This window comes from Ideonella sp. FW305-24 (assembly GCF_058788035.1).
Map to the genome: position 1 here is coordinate 397,119 of NZ_JBYTAI010000004.1, position 19,289 is coordinate 416,407.

Consider the following 19,289-nt stretch of genomic DNA (forward strand, 5'->3'; position numbering starts at 1 on the left):
CGCCCCGCCGATGACGGCGGGGCGTTTGCGATGGGGGCCTTCAGGTGGATGCAGGGGCGGTGGCCAGCCCCCGCTTCAGTTCACTGTGCACCCAGCCGCGTGCGGGCCTGGGTTTTGCGCTGCGCGGCTGCGCTGGCGGTGCTGCGCGTTGCGGGGCGGATCTTCAGCGGGGTGGCGGTGCTGCCAACCTTGGTCAGGCCGGCGGTGCCGCTGCGGTAGGCGTACAGGTCGGTGCTGGTGTTGCTGCTGCGGACCAGCACGGCGGGCTGGCCGAGTTGCAGGGCGCGGTCGAAGGCGTTGGGCTCCATCGACCAGGCGGGGTCGTTCGGCGCCGGGTCCGCATAGCTTGTCAGCGTGCGCGTGGCACCCTGGGCGACGAGGACGCGCGGTGCGGCGGTGCTGCCCTGGTTGGGGCCTTGCACCAGCATCACCGCTCCCACGTTCGAGCCGAAGACTTCGGCCGGCGTGCCCAGCGCCGGGGCGATCTCGTCGTAGGTGTCGGTGAAGGGCAGCACTTCGGGGCTGCTGCCATCCGAGCCGACGACCAGCGTGTTCGCCGTCGCGAAGTCGTTGCTGTAGAGCGGCATGTACAGCGTTTCGGCCGAGGCGACCATGTAGCCCTGCGTCTCGCCACCGGACAAGGCGCGCAGCACGGTGACGGCGCCGCTGGCCTTGGCCACGCTGACCAGCTGGCCCGCGGCGGTGGACAGGTAGTCGTCGGTGGCGGGTGTGGACAGCACCACCGCGGCGACCGTGGTCGGCGTCAGGCGCAGCTGCGTCAGGCGGCCGCTCATCGTCGCCAGCGTGCTGGTGCTCAGGTCGGCGTTGAAGCTCACGATGCGCGTGGTGACGCCATCGGTGATGCCGATGTAGGCCGTGGTGCCGTCGCTGGCATTGCGCGTGATGAACTCGCCGGACGACAGCGTGGTCACCGGCACCCGCACGGACGGCTTCTTCAGGTTGACCGCCCACACCTGGCCGACATCGCTGAACAGCCACAGGTCCGGCTGGGCCGGCATGGTGTCGCGGTAGCGGAAGCTGCCGTCACCGGCAATGGTGTAGAGGTCCGCCTTGGGCTTCAGGTCGGCGTCCAGCAGCCTGATCTGGTTGCCTTCGAGCACGACCAGGCCGAGGAAGGCGCCGGAGGCATCCGACACTCGGGCCATGGGCTTGCCGATGGCGACGGGCGCATCGGTGGCGCTCATGTCCATGCGCACGGCCTTGGCGCTCTCCGTCGTCGCGGCGGTGCGGCATTTGCCGTCCGCAGCCGGCGTCGGCATGAACAGCCAGCCCCTGGACGGCACCGCTGCATCCTGGCCTTGCGGCGTGATGTACTGCAGCGAGCAGACCTCTTGCGTGGCCAGCGTGGACAGCTGGCGCGAGCTGACGCTGCCGTCCGTCGCGCCCAGGTGATCGATCACGTAGTAGTGGTCGTTCTTGGCATAGAAGTCGAAGCGCTTGCGCAGCGCGCTGACCTTGCCGTCCTTCAGGCTGTACTCGATGCTGTGCTGGTAGTTGGTCAGCGGGTAGGCGCCGGTGGCGGGCTCGATGGCCAGGGCGGCTGCCGTCGGCGTGTCGGTGCTGACAGCCACGATGGCCGCCGGTGTGCGGCTGCGGTTGGTGTCGGCGAAATGCAGGACGGTTGAGGCCGCGTAGTTGTCGATCGAGGCCAGGATGTGGCCACCGCTGGCGGCCACCTGCAGCACCACGCTCAAGCTGGCCGATGCGCTGGCCAGCGAAGTGCCGCCGCCGGAAACCAGCACCGAGTAGACCTCGCCGTTGTTGGCGTAGGCCACGGCACCGGTCTGGTAGCTCGCAGCGGTGGCACCGTCGATGGCCACGCCGTTGCGGCGCCATTGATAGCTCAGGTCCGAGGCACCGGCCGCGGTGACGCTGAAGCTGGCAGTCTGGCCAATGGCCACGCTGGCGCTGGCCGGCTGGGCCGAGATGCTCAGGGTGGGCGTTTCAACCGGAGGCTGCGGTGTCACCGGCGGGGTGCCGGTGCCCGAATCCACCGGCGTCACCGTCAGGCTGGCGGGCTCGCTGGTCACGGTGCCGGCGGCATTGGTCACGGCCACGCGGAAGGCCGCGCCATTGTCGCTGGCCTGCAGGTTGCTCACCAGCAGGTGCGGCCCGGTGGCGCCGGCAATTGCCGCGCCATTCTTGAGCCACTGGTAGCGCAGCGGGCCCTGGCCGGCAGCCACCACGTCGAACACCGCAAAGCCGGCCTGCTGGGCAGACTGGGCCGAGGGCGATTGCACCAGCGTCGGCAGTGCAACAGTGCTGGAGACGACCAGGCAGTTTTCGAGGTTGATGGCCGAGGCCGAGGGGCCGACCCGCAGGCCGTCGGAGCTGCCCGCGCTGCTGTCGGCGGTGAGCAAGGCCAGGCCGCCGTTGCGCACGCTGAGGCTGAAGCTGCCGTCCGCGGCGGTCACGGCGGTGGTGCGGCCGACGTAGTCGATGCCGCCGGCCACCACGTTGGCGCCGGCCAGGCGTGCGCCAGAGCCGTCCTGCACGCAGCCTGTGACGGCCACGGTGGTCACCGCGCGCGCCACCATCCAGTAGGTGAAGTGCGAAACGGTGCCCTGGTAATACTGGTTCGGCGCGTCACCCACCAGCACGGCCGCGCCTTCTTCCACCCACAGGCCGGTGGCCTCGTTGAAGTAGAACAGCGCGGCATTGGCCGGGGGCGTGTTGCCTACCACGGCGGGTATGCGCAGTTCCGCTGGCTTGCCCGCGGCGAGCTGCAGCGGCTGGCCGGCAGCGTCGCTCAGGTTCACGCTCACGGCGCCCAGGCTTTCGAGCGTGCGCGCGGGGTCGCTGCCCACGGCGGCGGCCACGAAAGTGCCCGGCAGGTTGGCGGCGTTCGCACCGCCGTCGATGGCCGTGACCGAGACCGTGGCGGTGCCGGTGAAAGTGGTGCCATCGACAGCGGTGAGGCTGGCCGCCTGCAGGCTGACCTGGGCGGGAGACACGGTCGAGGCGACGGTCGCTGGCTGCGAGGCGTCCACTGCCGCGCTGGTGTCGATCGGCGTCAGGCGCGCGTCGAGCGACACCGTCGTCTGGTCGGCCACGGCAACCACGGCCACGCTGGGTGCATAGCCGGTGCGGGTGAAGCGGACCGAGGCAGCGGCCGATTCCGGCACCTGCGTGAGCTGGTAGTGCCCGTCGTCGGCCGTGGTGGCGCTGCGGTCTGCGCTTTGCACCGTGACGCCCGGCAGCACCAGGCCGCTGCTGGCATCGACCAGCACGCCGCTGACGGTGCCGGCCTTGGCCACGGCAGGAGGCGGCGAGGTCGACGCGGTGTCGTCGCTGCCGCAGGCCGTCAGGGTCAGCGCGGCACAAGCGCCCAGCGACACCGCAAGCCGGTAAATCCAGTTCGAGATCATGTATTCCCTCTTGACGGCACACGCCGCTTTGAGCGGTGAACGTTAGTGGCCCGACCCTCGCGTGAGCGGCAGAGAAGGCGGCCAAACCACGGCCATTCATTTGCCGGGCGACGACGCGACAGCGGCGAAGCAAAGCCGGCCAGCACGGCACCTGCGGTGGCAGGCTCATCCGGTAAGCCAGTGGCTGCGACCGTTGATCGAGAACGCACCATGCCTCCCCTAATTTGAGTTGTGCGGCGGACACCCAGGCGCTGCTACCGTCGCGCTCGCCAGCGATGGCCAGCGCGGCGGAGACACCGCGCTGCACACGTCTTACAACCAAAGTCAGAGAGGCTCGTCATGTCGATTCCCTTCACGTTCTCTTCCGCGCTGCTGAGCGTCGCGCTGCTCGCTACCGCATTGCCTGCCGCAGCCGAGAGCTTCGTCACGTTCCAGGTGCCGGGCGCCACCAGCTTCTCGGTGGCCAAGATCAACAACAGCGGCGTGGTCGCCGGCTCGTACACCTCGAGCGGCGGCCAGTCGCGCGGCTTCGTGCGCAGCGCGTCCGGCGAGATCACCGGGTTCGACGTCAATGGACTGAGCACCACGGCGATGTCCATCAGCGACGACGGCACCGTGGCCGGCTATTACACCGACGGGGGCGGCCTGAAGGCCTTCACGCGCAGCCCTGCGGGGGTCATCACGTCCCTGGTCACGCCGGGCTCCTTCAGCGTGGCCTACGCCATCAACAACCTTGGCAGCACTTCGGGCTTCTACCGCAACGAGCAGAACGATGACTTCGCCAACCGCGGCTTCGTGGCCACCGCCAACGGCGGCTTCACCAGCATCAGCATGCCCGCCGGCATGAGCGGCTCGGTGGCCAGTGCGCTGAACGATGGCGGCGACAGCGCCGGCAATTTCGAGGTGCTCTACCTCAACACCTTGCTGAAGTACGTTGGCTTCGTGCAGACGGCCAGCGGCGTGTTGACCAGCTTCGAGGCTGGCACCGTGAGCGACCCGGCCGGCATCCCGCAGACCGAAGTGGCAGGCCTGAACAACGCCGGCACCGCGGCCGGCGTGTTCAGGACCGTGGTGTGCCCGTTCAACTGCGCCACCAAGTCCTCGCAAGGCTATGTGCGCAGCGCAGGCGGCCAGATCACGCTGTTCAAGGTGGGCGCCACCCGCAGCCTCATGAACGTGGCGGGCATCAACAATGCGGGCCAGATCGTGGGTGACTACACCGCCTCGCGCGGCGCCAGCGGTTTTGTGCGCGCCGCAGACGGTGCGGTCACGACCTTCAAGGTGCCGAAGATGCTCTACACATCGCCCAGCAGCATCAATGACCAGGGCGTCGTCGCCGGAACCTGCTTGAAGTCCGGCAGCAGCACCTACCTCGGCTTCCTGCGTTTGCCCTGACGCGCGACAGCCCGCCACGCGTGCGCTTGCCGCGCGGATGGCGGTGCTATCGTGCCCGCCATGACATGGTGGATGCGAGTGCGGCCCTGGCTGGGCCGCCGTTGGGTGCAGCTTGGCGGAGGTCTGTTGGCCCTGTACCTGCTGCTGGGCTGGCTGGCCGTCGGGCCCTTGTTGAAATGGGCGGCGCCGAAGTGGTTGTCCGGGCGAGGCGGCTACACGCTGGCCATCGAGCAGGCGCACTTCAATCCGCTGGCCTTGTCGCTGGAGCTGCAAGGCCTGTCGCTGAAGACGCCGCAAGGCCAGCCGCTGCTGGGCCTGGGCCGGCTCTACGTGAACTTCCAGGCCAGCAGCTTGTTCCGCCGCGCCTGGACCTTCAACGAGCTGCTGATCGAGCAGCCCACGGTGGCGGTGACGCTGCTGGCCGACGGGCGACTGAACTGGCAGCTGTTCGTGGACGCGCTGGCCGACAAGGCTCAGCCTGCGCCGCCACCCGATCCAACGGCCGAGCCGCCCCGCTTGTTGGTGCAGCGGCTCGCACTCAGCGGTGGCCGCATCGACTTTTCCGACCAGCAGGTGGCAGGTGGTTTCAGCACCCAGCTCGCGCCGCTGGCACTGGAACTCGACGATGTTTCGACCTTGCCGAATGCGCAAGGCGAACACGAAGTCACCGCGCACCTGGGCCTGGGTGCCGACCTGCACTGGCAAGGCCGCTTCGGCCTGAACCCACTGGTCTCCAGTGGCGAGTTTTCCATCCAGGGCCTGCCGCTGGGCCGGCTCTGGCCCTATCTGCAGCAGCGGCTGAAGATGGCACCGCCCGAGGGCCTGGCTTCGCTGTCCTTGCACTACGAAGCGGCCTATGCGCAGCGCCAGCTGTCGCTGAAGCTGGCGCAGGTGAATGCCAAGCTGGCCGAGGTGGCGCTGCGCGGCACTGGCCAGGCCGAGCCGGCCGTGGCGCTGGGCGCGTTGACGCTGAGCGGCGGTACGCTGGACCTGGCGAGCCGCCACATCGGCGTCGAAAGCCTGGCACTGCAAGGAGGTGCGTTGCACCTGGTGCGCGCGGTGGATGGTCGGCTGGACCTGCAGGACTGGTTTGCTGCCGCGCCGGCGGCCGCTGCACCCCCGGCGCCTGCCCCTGCGGCTTCGGCACCTGCCGAGCCATGGACACTCCAGCTCGCCAAGGCCAGCGTTGAAGGCCTGGGCCTGCGCCTCGAAGACCGCGGCCTGGCCACGCCGTTGACGACCGAGCTGGGCGAGTTGAAGCTGGGCTTCCAGGCCGAGGCCAGCACTGCCGGCGATGGCCAGTTCAAGCTGCAAGGCCTGCAGCTCTCGGCCCGCGAGCTGGCGCTGCGCTCGGGTGCTGCCGAGCCCTGGTTCAAGCTGGCCGGTGCCACGCTGAGCGATGGACAGCTGGATTTGGCCGAGCGCACGCTGGGCATCGGCCGGGTGGCCTTTGCCGGCGGGCAGCTGGTGGCCCTGCGTGATGCGCAGGGCGAGCTTTCCCTTCTCACGGCCTTCAGGCCTGCGGCGGCCAAGGCTGCGGTGGCCGCACCAGCACCAGCGGCCAGTGCGCCGGCTTGGCACTACCGCATTGACCAGGTGGCCGCGAGCGATTGGCAGGCCACGCTGCGCGACGATGCGGTGGCCGGTACCCAGCCGCTGGTGCTGGAGGGCATCCAGGGCCAGGTCGAGCAATTGAGCGACGATCCCAAGGCCAGGCTGCCGGTGCAACTCGCGCTGGCGGTGCAGGGCAACGGCGGGCGCCTCAGCATCAACGGGCAGGCGCAGCCCGCGAGCCAGGCGGCAGACCTGCGCGTGTCGCTGCGCGGGCTGGCGCTGGCCCCTGCCAAGCCTTACCTGGCCCAGCAGGCGGCGCTCACGCTGCTGGGCGGGCTGCTCGATGCCGAAGGCCGGCTGCGCCTCTCGCAAGGCCAGCCGCGGTATGAAGGCAAGCTGGCGCTGCGCGAGCTGCGCATTGACGAGACCGTCAGCGGCGAGCGTTTCCTGGCCTGGCGCCAACTGAACGCACCGCGCCTGGTCGTCACGCCGCAGTCGCTGGAAGCCGGTGACGTGGACCTGGACGGCCTGAACACCAAGCTGGTGATCTTCAAGGATCGCTCGATCAACCTGACCAAGGTCTTGCGGCCGCAGGCCGTGGCGGCTGCGGCACCCGCCGCTTCGTCGGCCAGCGCCGTGGCCGCCACCAAGGTGGCGAGTCCCGCCGCTGCGCCGGCCTTCCTGGTCGACGTGAGCCGCGTGCGGGTGCGCGACAGCGAGCTGGACTTTGCGGACCTGTCGCTGGCGCTGCCGTTTGCCGCGCGCATCCACGGCCTGCAAGGCCAGCTGGCGGGGCTGTCCACGCGGCCCGGCCGCTCGGCGCAGATCGAGCTGGGCGGGCAGGTCGACGAATACGGCCTGGCCCGCGCGGCCGGCCAGGTCGAGCTGGGCAACCCGACGAATGCGATGGACATCGGCGTGGTCTTCAAGAACGTCGAGATGACTTCGCTCACGCCTTACACCGCGACCTTTGCCGGCCGGCGCATCGCCTCGGGCAAGCTGTCGCTGGACCTGGCGTACAAGATAGCCAAGCGCCAGCTCAGGGGCGAGAACCAGGTCGTGATGGACAAGCTCACCTTGGGCGAGAAGGTCGACAGCCCGACCGCCGTGAACCTGCCGCTGGACCTGGCACTGGCGCTGCTGCAGGACAGCGACGGCCGCATCGACCTGGGCCTGCCCATTTCCGGCAGCCTGGACGACCCGCAGTTCAGCTACGGCGGCATCGTCTGGAAGGCCATCGTCAACGTGCTGACCAAGGTCGTCACCGCGCCGTTCCGCGCCATCGGCGCGTTGTTCGGCGGCGGCGACGACGAAGCCGCACCCCGCATCGCCTTCGACCCCGGCCACGCCGAGCTGCCGCCGCCCGAGCGCGAGAAGCTGGACCAGCTCGCCCAGGCCCTGGCCAAGCGCCCGGGCCTGGCCGTGAAGATCAGCGCAGGCTACAGCCTGCAGGCCGACACCGCCGCGCTGCAGGACCTCTGGCTGCGCCAGGCCGTGGCGGCCCAGCGCAAGCAGGAAGTGGCCCCCGGCGAACTGCCAGGCGCCGTGAACCTCACCCAGCCCGAGGTCCGCCAGGCACTGGAAGCGATCTACACCCAGCGCCTGGGCGGGCCCGCCCTGGAGGCCTTGCGACAGCAGATCAAGGCTGGCGGTGCCAAGCCGGTCGAGCCCGCCAAGACCGCGGAGGCCAAGCCGCCCGAGTTCCCGCTGCATGCCGCGCTGCAGCAGCAATTGATGGCGCAGAGCGCCGTCACCGAGGACCAGCTCACCGCATTGGCCGCGGCGCGCGCCGAGGCCGTCAGCAGTCGGCTGGTTTCACGCCACGTCTCGCTGGACCACCTGCTGGTGGATGCGCCCAGGCGACTGGGCGCAGATGCATCGCCGCAAGTGGCATTGGGACTGAGCGTCAAGGCCAGCCCTGTGGCGGAGGCCGCGCCATCTGCCGCAGCCCGTTGAACCTGCTACACGCCCAGCGCCTGCTGCAGGTGATCGACCAGGGCCCGCTGCGGCGCGGTCAGCGCCGCACCTGAGGCGGCCACCAGCGCCAATTCGGTGGGCGCCAGTTCCGGCAAGCCTTCGCAGCGCTGGTGCTCGGGCAGCAGCGCGGTGGTGGGCAAAACGCTGATCGCCAGGCCCGAGGCGACTACGGCCTGGATGCCGGTGAGGCTGTGGCTGCCGAAGGCCTGGCGCCAGCGGCGGCGCGCCTTGTCCAGGCCGCGCAACGCGCGCTGGCGGTAGACGCAACCTTGCGGGAACAGCGCCAGCGGGATGGGCTCGCCGGGCGGCAGCGCAAAGCCCTGGCCTTGCACCCAGACCAGGGTTTCAGGCCAGGCGGCCAGGCATTCGCCTTCGCCGGGTGAGCGCTTGACCAGTGCCAGATCCAGCTCCCCCTGCGCGAGTTTGTGTTTCAGGTCCGTGCTCATGCCGCTGATGGTTGCCAGGCGCAGGCCGGGCTGCTGCGCGCTGAAGCCGGAGAGCAGGGCGGACATGCGGCGCGCGTCGAAATCTTCCGGCACGCCCACGCGCACCGGCAGCACGGCTCCTTCGCTCGCGAACACGTCCTCGGCCTCCTGGGCCAGTGCCAGCAGGCGGCGGGCGTAGTTCGTCAGCAACTCGCCCTGGGCGGTGGGCGTGATCTGCGTGCCGGTGCGGTCGCGCAGCAGCAGCGGCCGGCCCACGCGCTCTTCCAGCTTGCGGATCTGCTGGCTGACGGTGGACTGGGTGCGGTGCACCCGCTCTCCAGCCCGCGTGAAGCTGCGCTCGTCCACCACGCAGACGAGGGTCTGCAGCAACTCCAGGTCCAGCACCTCGGCACTCCTTCCACTTTGAAGGTGTCATTAGACATTCAACTGATGTGTTACATCAAATCGAATTTCCAAATTACAGGATGGCTGCCTACGATGCCACCCATTCCTTGTCTTGCACTGCAGAAAGCCCATCGCCATGTCCCTCTCCGGCTCCCGTCCCCGCTGGCTCACCTTCGACTGCTACGGCACCCTCATCCAGTGGGACGAGGGCCTGCAGGCGGCCGTGCGCGAGCTGCTGGCCGCCAAGCAGGCGGACCATGTCTCGCCCGAAAAACTGATCCAGGTGTATGACCACCACGAGCACGCGCTGGAGCAGACGCCGCCGCACCGCTCGTTCCGCGAGGTGGCCGGCCAGGGCTTGCAGATGGCCTTGCGCGAGCTGGGCCTGCCGGTGGGCGACGGTGACATGGCCTCGCTGGCCAAACGCATCTCGGCGATGCCGCCGTTTCCCGAGGTGGTGACCACGCTGGCGCGGCTGAAGGCGGCGGGCTGGCGGCTGTGCATCGTCTCCAACACCGACGACGACATCATTGCCGGCAACGTGGCGCAGCTGGGCGGCCACATCGACCGCGTCATCACCGCGCAGCAGGCGGGCGCCTACAAGCCCAACCGCCGGCTGTTCGACCATGCGCATGAGGCGCTGGGCGTGACGAAGGACGAGGTGCTGCACATCTGCGCCAGCCCGCACCTGGACCATGCGGCGGCACGGGACGTCGGTTTCCGCTGCGTGTGGATCGACCGCGGCACCGGCCGCCGGCTGCTGCCCGACTACGCGCCTGACGCGACGCTGCCCACGCTGGCGGGCGTGCCGGAATTGCTGGCAGCGGCGGGCTGGTGAACAGGCATCATCTCGCCATGGCCCACATCCTTGCCGCATCCGTCGCCCCGTCTGCCGAACTGCCCGAGCTGGACAACGAAGCGATCCACCAGGCCCGCATCGAACTGGCCGCCTGTTTCCAGCTGGCCGCTCAGCACGGGCTGGAGGAGGGCATCTGCAATCACTTCTCAGCCTTGCTGCCGGGCAGTGACACGCTGTTCCTGGTCAATCCCTATGGCTTGGCCTTTGCCGAGGTCACCGCTTCCAGCCTGCTGATCTGCCATGTGGACGGGCAGGTGCTGGCCGGCCAAGGGCAGCCCGAGGCCACGGCCTTCTACATCCACGCCCGGCTGCATCGCCAGCAGCCACGCATCCGTGCGGCGTTTCACACCCACATGCCGCATGCCACTGCCCTGAGCATGCTGCAGGGCGAGCCGCTGCGCTGGGCCGGCCAGACCGCGTTGAAGTTCCTGGGCCGCACCGCCGTGGACCCGCACTACAACGGCCTGGCGCTGGACAACACCGAGGGCGACCGCATTGCCAAAGCCATCGGCACTGCCGACATCGTGTTCCTGAAGAACCACGGCGTGTTGGTCTGCGGCGCCAGCGTGGCAGAGGCCTGGGACGACCTTTACTACCTGGAGCGTGCTGCCCAGGTGCAACTGCTGGCGATGAGCACCGGCGAGCCGCTTCAGCTCATTCCAGGCGAGATCGCCCAGCGCACTGCAGCGCAGATGCGGCTGGGCGATGCCGACAGTGCCCGCGCGCACCTGGCCAGCGGCTTGCGCCGGCTGCGTGCGGCGGGCAATCCGTTCGAGCGCTGAGTTCAGCGCCCTGCGGCTTCAGCGGGCCACGCCGTAGACCGACAGCGCCGGCAGCGTGGCCGAGGCGGCCTTGATCCAGCTGCCGCTGGTGCCGTAGGTGGCGTAGCCGCCGGTCGTGCCGTTGGCGTTGTTCAGCCAGATGGCGCTGACGTCGCTGCCTGCCGTGGTGACCGTGCCGACCCAGTACTGCACGCCTGCCGTCAGTGCGATGGTCTCGGCCGTGGTGACCTGCACATAACTGCAGCAGGGGTAGATCGCGCCCTTCTCGGTCTTCCAGTCGAAAGGCGTCACATCGGTCCAGGTGAACAGCGGCGCGCCCGGCACGCCATTCGCGTCGGCATACACCACGACGTTCAGCGTGCTGCGGTTGCCGGCGCCCAGCGCCACCGGCAGCACCATCTTGGTCAGGTTGGCGTTCAGGGTGGGCGTGAACGGCACCGCGGCGTTCTGCAGCGGATCGCTCGCGCTGTCACCGGCGATGCTCAGCCCGGCGTCGGCCTGGTACATCGCGACGTTCGACGTGATCGTCGAGTACAGGACCTGGGTGTTGGCCTTGGCCTGGGACTTCGCATCCGCTGTCGGTGCGACCGACTGTGCGGGACCGACTCGGCGGATGATGGGCTCGGCGCTGGCCGAGGTGGCTGTGGTCGCGGCGGCGAGCGCGAGCAGCGACAGCAGCGCTGTCAGGGTTTGCGGGATTCGCATGGGAAAACCTTTGTCGGATGACGGAAAGCGGGGAGGGTGAAGGCGGGGACGAGTGCGAAGACGCGCTTGCTCACTCGGTCGGCACGCCGTAGACGCCCACGGCCGGCAGCAGCACTTCGCTCTGGCTCTGCCACACGCCGCCGCCGTCCAGGTAGGCATCGGTGCCGGTCAGGCCGCGCGAGTTGAAGTACCACATCGCGGTGATGCGGCTCTTGGGCGTGGTCGCGACGACGATCCAGTACTTCTTGCCTTCCACCAGCGGCACTTCGCCGGCTGCAGCGCTCGGGGCGACATAGGTGCAGCACTGGCGCGCGGTGTTGTCGGCGTTCAGCGTGTTCTGGATCGGCATGTCCTGCCAGGTATAGATCGCTTCGCCGGGCAGGCCCTTGGCGTCCGCGTTGATCGAGATCAGCAGGGTGCTGGCGTCTTTGACGCTGTCCTGCGAGAGCGGCACGATGACCTGCGTCACGCTGATGTTGGACTTGGCCTTGAACGGCACCGCGAAATGCTGCTGCGGCCCGCGCGAGCCCGGCACGCCCTGCATGTGCCACAGCGGCCCCAAGATGGCCGGGCCCCAGCCGTAGTCATAGACGTTGGTCGCGTCCGTGTTCAGCGTGCTGTAGATCTTGGTGGTCCCGGGTGGCGCGGCGGTCGGGGTCCGGGCTGGGCCTGATTGTTTGACGATTGCTTCGGCTGCAACATGGCTTGTGGCGATGGCCAGCAGCGACAGGGCAACCCATTGTTTGAGTCTCATGGAACACCTTGTGAATAAGGGGGAGTGAGGTCCGTCGTGCTGGCTTGTGACCGTTGCGCGCCGGCTTCTGCAAGGGTCGGTCATACAACAACCGGCCCCGCCGAAGTGAGCCGCAGTGTGCGTGGCGTGCCCCGAAACAGGGCCTCGGCTGCGCCATGAAAGGGCAACGGAAAAGCCATGGTTGCCCGGTAAAAAGGTGTGTCGGGGTGGAAATTCGGCGGACTTATTGAATTTTTCTAGCTTTGCCTGTTGACGGTTGTATGACGTCAGTCAGGCATTGTTTTTGCGCTGTGTCATCACATCGCCGGCCATGCACCGCGCCAGCCTGACCCGCTCATCCAGCGGGTTTTGGCCAGCGCGGAGCGATTGCTCCCAACCCGGGAGCGCGGTGCGTTCCAAGGAATCGTGTTCATGCAAGAAGCTGGGTTGTCCCAAGCGCTCGCCGGGTCCATCTGGACCTTTGGCGAGGTCGAGTTCGATGAAGTGCGCTGGTGCTTGCGCGTGGCCGGCGCACCGGTCGCCCTGGAGCCCAAGCCGCTGCGCATCCTCAGCATGCTGCTGCGCCGTGCCGGCGAGGTCGTCACCCGGGATGACCTGCTGGCCGAGCTGTGGCCCGGCACGCCGGTGGTCGACAAGGCCGTCACCAATGCGGTGGGCAAGCTGCGCCAGGCGCTGGGGCCGGACGGCGTGAACTGCATCTCCACCGTGCCCAAGCTGGGCTACCGGCTGATGGCCGAGGTGCAGCGCCAGGGGGCCGTCGCAGAAGCCAGGCCGTCTGTGGCCGAAGAACCCGCCGAGGCGCCGCACACGGACGCACCCGTGGCCGTGGCGCCGGAGGTTCCGCAGGACATGCCGGCCGCGGCCCGGCCCTACAACCCGCCGCGCGCGGCCCGCTGGCGCGATGCGCTGCGGCAGGGCGAGCAGCTGCGGCGGGTGTCCGCAGGCCTGGCGCTGCTGCTGATGGGCCTGGGCTTTTGCGGCGCGCTGGGCTGGGAGGCCAGGCAAGCCCAGCGCACGGCAGACGCCGAACGCCGCATCACGCATGCCCTGCAGCTGCGCCTGCTGGGCGCGATGGCCCAGGCCGGCCTGGTGGACGAGGCGCAGCGCGAGGTCGAAGCGCTGCGGGCGCGCCTGCCGGAAGACGATGCCGACATCCAGGCCGAGGCCTCGCGGGTGCAGCAGCGCGTGCTGGCGCTGCGCTCGCAGGGGGCCGCAGCGGCCACGGTTCCCGCGCTCGGGCGCTTGAGCGCAGCGGACCTGTTCATCCCCCCGCCGCCGGCCCGGCAGCGGGACAGCGAGACCTTGCTGCAGGCCGCGCGTTAGCCCTTCTGCCGTGCGGGCCGCGCAGGCAGTTTCAGCACAATGGTGGGCCTCAACGACAAAGGTCCGCCATGTCTGAAAGCGCCATGTTTGCCAGCGGCCCGGCCAATCGGTCCATGCCGGACGCTGCGGTGATGCCAGTGCTGCTCTACCCGGACGTCCCGGCCGCCGCGCAGTGGCTGTGCCAGGCTTTCGGGTTCGCCGAGCGCTTGCGCATTGGCAGCCACCGGGTGCAACTGCAGGTGGGTGATGGCGCGATCGTCGTGGCACAGGCCGCGCGGCCGGACCTGGCGCCGGCCGGTTTCGGGCACTCGGTGATGGTCCGGGTGCGGGATGCCGACCGGCACTGCGCCGCCGCGCGCGCGGCAGGCGCCGTCATCATTGGTGAGCCCACCGACCAGCCCTATGGCGAGCGCCAGTATTCGGCGCTCGACCCCGCAGGCCACGCCTGGACCTTCTCCCAGTCCTTGCGCGACGTGGACCCTGCGAGCTGGGGCGGCGAGCTGGTCAGTGCTGCAAGCTGATCAACGCGCCCCTTTGCCTCAGGGCTTGGCGGCGTCCACGCTGGCCTGCGTGAAGGTGGGGTAGCCGGACGGCTTGTAGGTGTTGAGGTTGCCGAGGAAGTTGCTGTCCTTCAGCGGGATGGTGGCCGAGCCGTAGTCGAAGCTGTTGAGCTTGCTGCGCATCGTGGCGTTGTCGATGCCGTCGCCGTGCAGTTCGTACCAGCTGGTGATGGTGGGCGTGACGAACTGGCCGTAGGGGTTCTCGGCGGGTTCGGTGGCGCTGGCGAAGCGCATCGCATGGGTCAGGCCGCCATCCTTGTGATAAATGATCTTCACATGGTTGCCCTGCATCGCGATCTCGGCGACCGGCTTGTTGTAGAGGTCGCCGTGGGCGCTGTAGCCGCCGTGGGTGACCACGCCGTTCGTCGTCCAGACGGCCGCATGTTCCCAGTCGTGGCGGTGGCCGCCACCGAGTGCGGTGGTCTGGTCCTTCTCGAAGTACAGCGCGTAGAAGTGGCCGCAGTAGGTGTTGCCGCCGGTGGTGAGGCAGGCGTGGCGGTGCAGCGTGTTCGAGCTGTCCAGGAAGTTGCTGGAGCGGCAGTTGCCGGTGATGCTGCCGGTGGGCTTGAGGCCACCGTTCTGCACGCCAGCGCGGCTGATGCCGGCGCTGGGCAGGCAGCCGTCGGTGTCGAAGTCGAACACCGGGTAGGTGGCCAGCACGTTCTCGGTGCTGGGCAGGGCTTCGTCGAGCTTGGCGAAGTCATCGGCCAGCGCGGCCTGCGCGAGCACGAACAAGGGGGCGAGGCACAGCGCGGCCCAGGGGCGATTCGTGGACATGGAAAGTCTCCCAACGGTGGATGTGAGGGGGCACCGGCCATCGGGCACGGCCGGGCTCGACGCGATGTCGAGCCCAGCCAGTGTCCTGAGCCGGTTTGAAACTCACGTGACGGTTGGTTGACGGTGCCGGACCGCCTGCGCCGCGAACATCAGCGCGCGGCGACTCCCTTGGCACGCACGGCCGCCACCTCGCGTTCCGAGACGGCGCTGGCCCGGTTGCCCCAGCCCTGGCGCAGGAAGGTGGCCAGGGTGGCCAGTTCGCTGTCGCTCAGGCGCTGCGCGAAGCTGGGCATGACCAGCACCGATGGGGCTTTGTCGGTGGACGGGGTGCGGGCGCCGGCCAGGATCACCTGGATCAGCCCGTGCGGGTTCTCGGCGTTGATCACGGTGGCGCCGTCCAGCTGCGGGAAGATGCGCGTGGCGCCCTGGCCGGTGACGAAATGGCAGGCGGCGCAGTTGTCCAGGTACAGGCGCTCGCCCAGGCTCAGGTCCTTCGCGGCGGTGAGCTTCTGGATGGTCTCGGCCTTGCCTTGCGGCGTGACGCCGGCGGCCTTGTCCGGCCCCGGCGGCAGGGCCTTCAGGTAAGCCGCGATGGCCTGCAGGTCCGGGTCCTGCAGGTAGGCGGTGCTGTGCTGCACGACCTGGGTCATCTCGCCGGCGACGGCGGCGCTGCGGTTGCGGCCGGTCTGCAGGTAGTCGACGATGTCCTGGCTGTTCCAGCGCGGCATGCCACGCAGCGAGGGCGTGGGCCAGCCGTTGAGCTCGCCGCCGGCCAGGAAGGCGGTGTCCGCGCTGCCGCTGGCCTTCTCGTTCATCGCGAAACCGCGCGGCGTGTGGCAGCTGCTGCAATGACCCAGGCCTTCGACCAGGTAGGCCCCGAGCTTGACCTGCTCGTTCCAGTCCGGCTGCGGCTGGAAGGACTTGCTGGAGAGGAACAGGAAGTTCCACAGCGACATGCCCCAGCGCAGGTTGAACGGGAAGGCCATGTTGGTGGCTGGCGGCACCGCGCTGCTGGGCTTCACGCCGTTCATGAAGTAGGCGTAAAGGGCGTGCGTGTCGGCGTCGGAGACCTTGGCGTAGTTCGGGTACGGCATCGCAGGGTAGAGGTGCGTGCCGTCGGCCCGCAGGCCCTTGCGCATGGCGTCGGCAAACTGCTGCTCGGTGTAGTTGCCGATGCCGTGCTGCTTGTCGGGCGTGATGTTGGTCGAGTAGATGACGCCGTGGCCGCTGTCGATCGCCAGGCCGCCGCTGAAGGCCGGTTTGCCCGGCGCGCTGTGGCAGGCCACGCAGTCGCCCACGCGGGCCAGGTACTCGCCGCGCTTGACCAGGGCCGGGTCGACTTCGGCCTGCGCAGCCTGCAGGGCCGCCAGGCACAGCGCGGCCGCGCCGATGAGCCGCGGAAGGAAGGTGTTCTGGTTCTTCATGCTCATGCCTGCACCAGCGGCCCGGGGTTCTTCAGGTACTGCTTCTTGATGGCCTCGGCGGCGAACAGCGTGATGGCGCCGATGGTGGCCGTCGGATTGGCCTGGAAGTTCTGCGGGAAGGCGTTGCCGCCCGGCACGAAGACGTTGTGCACGTCCCAGGACTGCAGGTAGCGGTTCAGCGCCGAGTCCCGGGGCGAGGTGCCCATGATGGCGCCGCCTACGTTGTGGGTGGAGACGTACTTGGTGATGTCCCAGTGCGAATCCAGTGCCAGGAAGTTCTCGGACAGCGCGTCCGGCTTCATCTCCTTGGCGATCTTCAGCACGATCTCGCGCAGGTAGCGCTGCAGCTTCAGCTCGTTCTGGCGCCAGTCGAAGGTCATGCGCAGCAGCGGCATGCCCCAGGGGTCCTTGTAGGTCGGGTCCAGGTCCAGGAAGTGGCCGCGGTAGGACATGCAGGTGGTCGTGATGCCGATGGTCATCGAGCGGCCATACCAGTCCATCATGGCTTCTTTCCAGCCCTTGCCCCAGCCGGGCGTGCCGGGCGGCAGCGCGGTGCCGATGGGCGCGCCGGTGGACTGCGAGCTGTGGATCTTGGCGCCGCCGATGAAGCCCTGCTTCGGCCCGTCCTCGAAGTTGCCGGGCGAGATGTCGTTGAACATCTCGCCGGTGGCACCGGCGGTGGCAAACGGATTGAAGTGCTTGTCCTTGAAGAACAGCGTGGCGTTGCCGTTGCTGAGGAAGGCGTAGTTGCGGCCGATGGTGCCGGTCTCGCTGACCGGGTCGTAGGGCTTGCCGATGCCCGAGAGCAGCATCAGCCGCACGTTGGCGAACTGGAAGCTGGCGAGGATGACGATCTTCGCCGGCTGGAAGACCTCGCGCTTTTGCTCGTCGATGTAGGTCACGCCACGCGCGGTCTTCTTGTCCTCGTGCAGGTCCACGCGGATGACGTTGGCGTTGACCCGGTAGTCGAAGTTGGGCAGGCGCTTGAGCACGTCCAGCACGGCCGTCTGCGGGGAGGCCTTGGAGGCGTTCAGGCAGGGGTACTTGCTGCAGTAGCCGCAGTAGTTGCAAGGCGCGATCTGCGCGCCATAGGGGTTGGTCCAGGGCTGCGAGACATTGGCCGAGGGGTTGGGGAAGGGGTGGTAGCCCATGCCGCGCGCCGTCTCGGCGAACATCGAGCAGTTCAGCGTGTCCTGCAGCGCCGGCAGTGGATAGGGGTTGGAGCGCGGGCCCTCGAAGGGGTCGCCGCCTGGCTGGACCTGGCCCTTCAGGTTGCCGGTGGTGCCGGACAGGCCGCAGACCTTGTCGAAGAAGTCGTAGTGCGGCTCGATTTCTTCCCACGTGAACGGGAAGTCCTTGATGCGCATTTCCGGGTCCAGGCTGCCACGCTTGTAGGCCTGGTCGGCATAGGTCTTGAGCTTCAGGTCGGTGGGCGTGGGGCGGATCAGCACGCCCGTCCAGTGCAGGCCCGAGCCACCCACGCCGGTGCCGGGCGCGAAGGCGCCCCACTTGCGCGTGGGCAGCGCCGTCTGCGTGGCGTCGTAGCGCACCGTCAGCGCGGCATCGCGCGGCGTGGCGAAGACCTTGTTGCGCGTGGCGTAGGCGTACTGGTCGGCCGGCTTGGGATAGGCAAAGTCCTCGGGCGGGCGATCCGGGCCGCGCTCCAGCGCGCGGACCTTCAGGCCTTCCTTCGCGAGTTCGATGGCCATGAGCGAGCCGGCCCAGCCAAGGCCGACGATGACGACGTCGACTTCGTCGTTGGTGATTTGGGGCATGGGGATAGGGGTATGTGGCAGCCTGCGGGCGCTGCCTGGGAATGACGATGAAGGCGGGCGGCGGAAGGCGGGTCAGGCGCGCTTGCCGCTGACGCTCACGGGGCCCAGCGGGTAGGGCACGTTGTGCTGGTCCACCCATTCGACGTACTGACCGCGCGCGCCGGGGAAGCCAATGGCGACCCAGGCCAACATGTCCTTGTTGCCGCCGTACATCGGGTCCGCCAGGTAGCCGTTCTTGGTGTCGTCCAGCAGCTGGCCGAAGAACTGCGAGGCCTTCAGCACCGGCTCGCCGAGCGCGGCAAAGTCCACGCCGTTTTTCTGCAGCGCGGTGAGCAGCGCGTCGCGCGCCTTGGCGTCCAGTTGCTCGAAGGGCTTGCCGTGCTGAGCCTGGCTGTGCTGCTGGGCCAGCTTGATGCCGATGCGGTAGACGTCCTGCGGCGCGTATGGCAGCTGGAAGCCCAGCGTGGCGACCGCATCGTTCTTGTACGGCCCCTGCAGGTAGATGTCAGCCCCCAGGCCGGTCTGCAACTGCTGGTCGATGAAGACCGGCACGTTGGTCTCGATCGCGCCTGGGCCCTTGCCCTCGGCCGGGATCAGCCGGTCACAGGCGGCCAGGATGAACTGCCACTCGGCAGCGGAGAAGAAGACCGGCTTGTACTGGCTCAGCGAGGTGGCTTCCAGGCCTTCGGCTCGGGCGCCGTACAGCGGGATGGCGGCGACGGGCACTGCAGCAGCCGAGGCCATCAACACGGTCCGGCGGGTGGGCTTGAATGGGGTGGACATGGGCGGCGATGAGGCGAGTCCAGCCGGCGCGCTGCCGGTGTGCTGGCTCGCCAGCCGAACCCTGTTGTTCGGCGAGTTGTACGATAACTCTCTCGCCGAAATGACTCAGGGTTTCCACTTAACCCTGAGCAAAGTTGTCAGGCTTCGGTGATTCGCCAGGTCGCCGCCAACGGCCTGGGAAAAGGGTAATTTTCATAGGTAAATGTGAACCGGTTTCGGCTGCCGATGCTGCTGTCAATCGGCCATGCGAGAGGCTTCTGAGGCATCCATCGGGAGGGCTTCAGACCAGGCCCACTGGGTTTGGTGTGTGCATTTTCGGCCATGTTGTACGATGACTTGGGTGATGCATCGCGAGGCGCCCGGCATGAAAAAGGCCCGGTGAGCGAACCCACCGGGCCTGTG

General features: G+C 68.5%; 14 protein-coding genes. 6 read left to right on the forward strand and 8 right to left on the reverse strand.

Translation table 11 applies throughout. The annotated features are described in order from the left end of the window. Window positions 1-80: 80 nt before the first annotated feature. Complete coding sequence (locus AC3WR5_RS13740) at window positions 81-3,389, reverse strand: carboxypeptidase regulatory-like domain-containing protein (protein ID WP_492485204.1); 3,309 nt, start codon at window positions 3,387-3,389, stop codon at window positions 81-83. 339 nt (window positions 3,390-3,728) lie between these two features. On the opposite strand from AC3WR5_RS13740, the gene AC3WR5_RS13745 reads away from it, so the two are divergent. Further along, window positions 3,729-4,784 carry a hypothetical protein gene (locus tag AC3WR5_RS13745; RefSeq protein ID WP_492485206.1) on the forward strand — a complete coding sequence of 352 codons (1,056 nt, stop codon included), beginning with the start codon at window positions 3,729-3,731 and terminating at the stop codon, window positions 4,782-4,784. A 60-nt stretch (window positions 4,785-4,844) separates the two neighbouring features. After that, window positions 4,845-8,294: a DUF748 domain-containing protein gene (locus AC3WR5_RS13750; protein ID WP_492485208.1), complete on the forward strand. Its 3,450-nt coding sequence runs from the start codon at window positions 4,845-4,847 to the stop codon at window positions 8,292-8,294. A 5-nt stretch (window positions 8,295-8,299) separates the two neighbouring features. Here the strand turns inward: AC3WR5_RS13750 and AC3WR5_RS13755 are convergent, their stop codons facing one another. Further along, complete coding sequence (locus tag AC3WR5_RS13755) at window positions 8,300-9,145, reverse strand: LysR family transcriptional regulator (protein WP_492485210.1); 846 nt, start codon at window positions 9,143-9,145, stop codon at window positions 8,300-8,302. Window positions 9,146-9,281: 136 nt separating this feature from the next. Between AC3WR5_RS13755 and AC3WR5_RS13760 the strand changes: the two genes are divergently transcribed. Next, window positions 9,282-9,983: a haloacid dehalogenase type II gene (locus AC3WR5_RS13760; protein ID WP_492485212.1), complete on the forward strand. Its 702-nt coding sequence runs from the start codon at window positions 9,282-9,284 to the stop codon at window positions 9,981-9,983. 17 nt (window positions 9,984-10,000) lie between these two features. Then, window positions 10,001-10,786 carry an aldolase gene (locus AC3WR5_RS13765; protein ID WP_492485214.1) on the forward strand — a complete coding sequence of 262 codons (786 nt, stop codon included), beginning with the start codon at window positions 10,001-10,003 and terminating at the stop codon, window positions 10,784-10,786. An 18-nt stretch (window positions 10,787-10,804) separates the two neighbouring features. Here AC3WR5_RS13765 and AC3WR5_RS13770 read toward each other — a convergent pair whose 3' ends face one another. Together AC3WR5_RS13770 and AC3WR5_RS13775 are read right to left on the reverse strand one after the other, a co-directional pair. Further along, a complete protein-coding gene (locus AC3WR5_RS13770) occupies window positions 10,805-11,491 on the reverse strand; it encodes a hypothetical protein (protein ID WP_492485216.1) in 687 nt (228 codons plus the stop codon). 70 nt (window positions 11,492-11,561) lie between these two features. Next, window positions 11,562-12,245, reverse strand: a complete 684-nt coding sequence (locus AC3WR5_RS13775; RefSeq protein WP_141289514.1) for a hypothetical protein — start codon at window positions 12,243-12,245, stop codon at window positions 11,562-11,564. 411 nt (window positions 12,246-12,656) lie between these two features. Here AC3WR5_RS13775 and AC3WR5_RS13780 point away from each other — a divergent pair, with 411 nt between their 5' ends. Together AC3WR5_RS13780 and AC3WR5_RS13785 are read left to right on the forward strand one after the other, a co-directional pair. Further along, window positions 12,657-13,568, forward strand: coding sequence for a winged helix-turn-helix domain-containing protein (locus tag AC3WR5_RS13780; protein ID WP_231011066.1), 912 nt, complete (start codon window positions 12,657-12,659; stop codon window positions 13,566-13,568). A 68-nt stretch (window positions 13,569-13,636) separates the two neighbouring features. After that, window positions 13,637-14,089, forward strand: coding sequence for a VOC family protein (locus tag AC3WR5_RS13785; protein WP_492485218.1), 453 nt, complete (start codon window positions 13,637-13,639; stop codon window positions 14,087-14,089). 18 nt (window positions 14,090-14,107) lie between these two features. On the opposite strand, the gene AC3WR5_RS13790 is transcribed toward AC3WR5_RS13785, so the two are convergent. The 4 genes from AC3WR5_RS13790 to AC3WR5_RS13805 form a co-directional block, all read right to left on the reverse strand. After that, on the reverse strand, window positions 14,108-14,905 hold the full coding sequence (locus AC3WR5_RS13790) for an NPP1 family protein (protein ID WP_492485220.1): 798 nt from the start codon (window positions 14,903-14,905) through the stop codon (window positions 14,108-14,110). Between the two features lie 149 nt (window positions 14,906-15,054). Then, complete coding sequence (locus AC3WR5_RS13795; RefSeq protein WP_492485222.1) at window positions 15,055-16,335, reverse strand: c-type cytochrome; 1,281 nt, start codon at window positions 16,333-16,335, stop codon at window positions 15,055-15,057. Further along, entirely contained in the window at window positions 16,332-18,104 is a 1,773-nt protein-coding gene (locus tag AC3WR5_RS13800) for a GMC family oxidoreductase (RefSeq protein ID WP_492485224.1), read from the reverse strand. Before AC3WR5_RS13800 ends, AC3WR5_RS13795 begins: the two co-directional genes overlap by 4 nt. Before the next feature lie 72 nt (window positions 18,105-18,176). After that, window positions 18,177-18,887: a gluconate 2-dehydrogenase subunit 3 family protein gene (locus AC3WR5_RS13805; RefSeq protein WP_141287676.1), complete on the reverse strand. Its 711-nt coding sequence runs from the start codon at window positions 18,885-18,887 to the stop codon at window positions 18,177-18,179. Window positions 18,888-19,289: the final 402 nt, after the last annotated feature.

What these genes read in the sequence shown, in the direction of transcription:
- AC3WR5_RS13750 (WP_492485208.1), top strand. Translation starts at nt 4,845, where the DNA reads ATGACATGGTGGATGCGAGTGCGGCCCTGGCTGGGCCGCCGTTGGGTG.
- AC3WR5_RS13790 (WP_492485220.1), bottom strand. Translation starts at nt 14,905, where the DNA reads ATGTCCACGAATCGCCCCTGGGCCGCGCTGTGCCTCGCCCCCTTGTTC.
- AC3WR5_RS13800 (WP_492485224.1), bottom strand. Translation starts at nt 18,104, where the DNA reads ATGCCCCAAATCACCAACGACGAAGTCGACGTCGTCATCGTCGGCCTT.
- AC3WR5_RS13785 (WP_492485218.1), top strand. Translation starts at nt 13,637, where the DNA reads ATGTCTGAAAGCGCCATGTTTGCCAGCGGCCCGGCCAATCGGTCCATG.
- AC3WR5_RS13775 (WP_141289514.1), bottom strand. Translation starts at nt 12,245, where the DNA reads ATGAGACTCAAACAATGGGTTGCCCTGTCGCTGCTGGCCATCGCCACA.
- AC3WR5_RS13740 (WP_492485204.1), bottom strand. Translation starts at nt 3,389, where the DNA reads ATGATCTCGAACTGGATTTACCGGCTTGCGGTGTCGCTGGGCGCTTGT.
- AC3WR5_RS13745 (WP_492485206.1), top strand. Translation starts at nt 3,729, where the DNA reads ATGTCGATTCCCTTCACGTTCTCTTCCGCGCTGCTGAGCGTCGCGCTG.
- AC3WR5_RS13765 (WP_492485214.1), top strand. Translation starts at nt 10,001, where the DNA reads ATGGCCCACATCCTTGCCGCATCCGTCGCCCCGTCTGCCGAACTGCCC.
- AC3WR5_RS13770 (WP_492485216.1), bottom strand. Translation starts at nt 11,491, where the DNA reads ATGCGAATCCCGCAAACCCTGACAGCGCTGCTGTCGCTGCTCGCGCTC.
- AC3WR5_RS13760 (WP_492485212.1), top strand. Translation starts at nt 9,282, where the DNA reads ATGTCCCTCTCCGGCTCCCGTCCCCGCTGGCTCACCTTCGACTGCTAC.
- AC3WR5_RS13805 (WP_141287676.1), bottom strand. Translation starts at nt 18,887, where the DNA reads ATGTCCACCCCATTCAAGCCCACCCGCCGGACCGTGTTGATGGCCTCG.
- AC3WR5_RS13795 (WP_492485222.1), bottom strand. Translation starts at nt 16,335, where the DNA reads ATGAGCATGAAGAACCAGAACACCTTCCTTCCGCGGCTCATCGGCGCG.
- AC3WR5_RS13780 (WP_231011066.1), top strand. Translation starts at nt 12,657, where the DNA reads ATGCAAGAAGCTGGGTTGTCCCAAGCGCTCGCCGGGTCCATCTGGACC.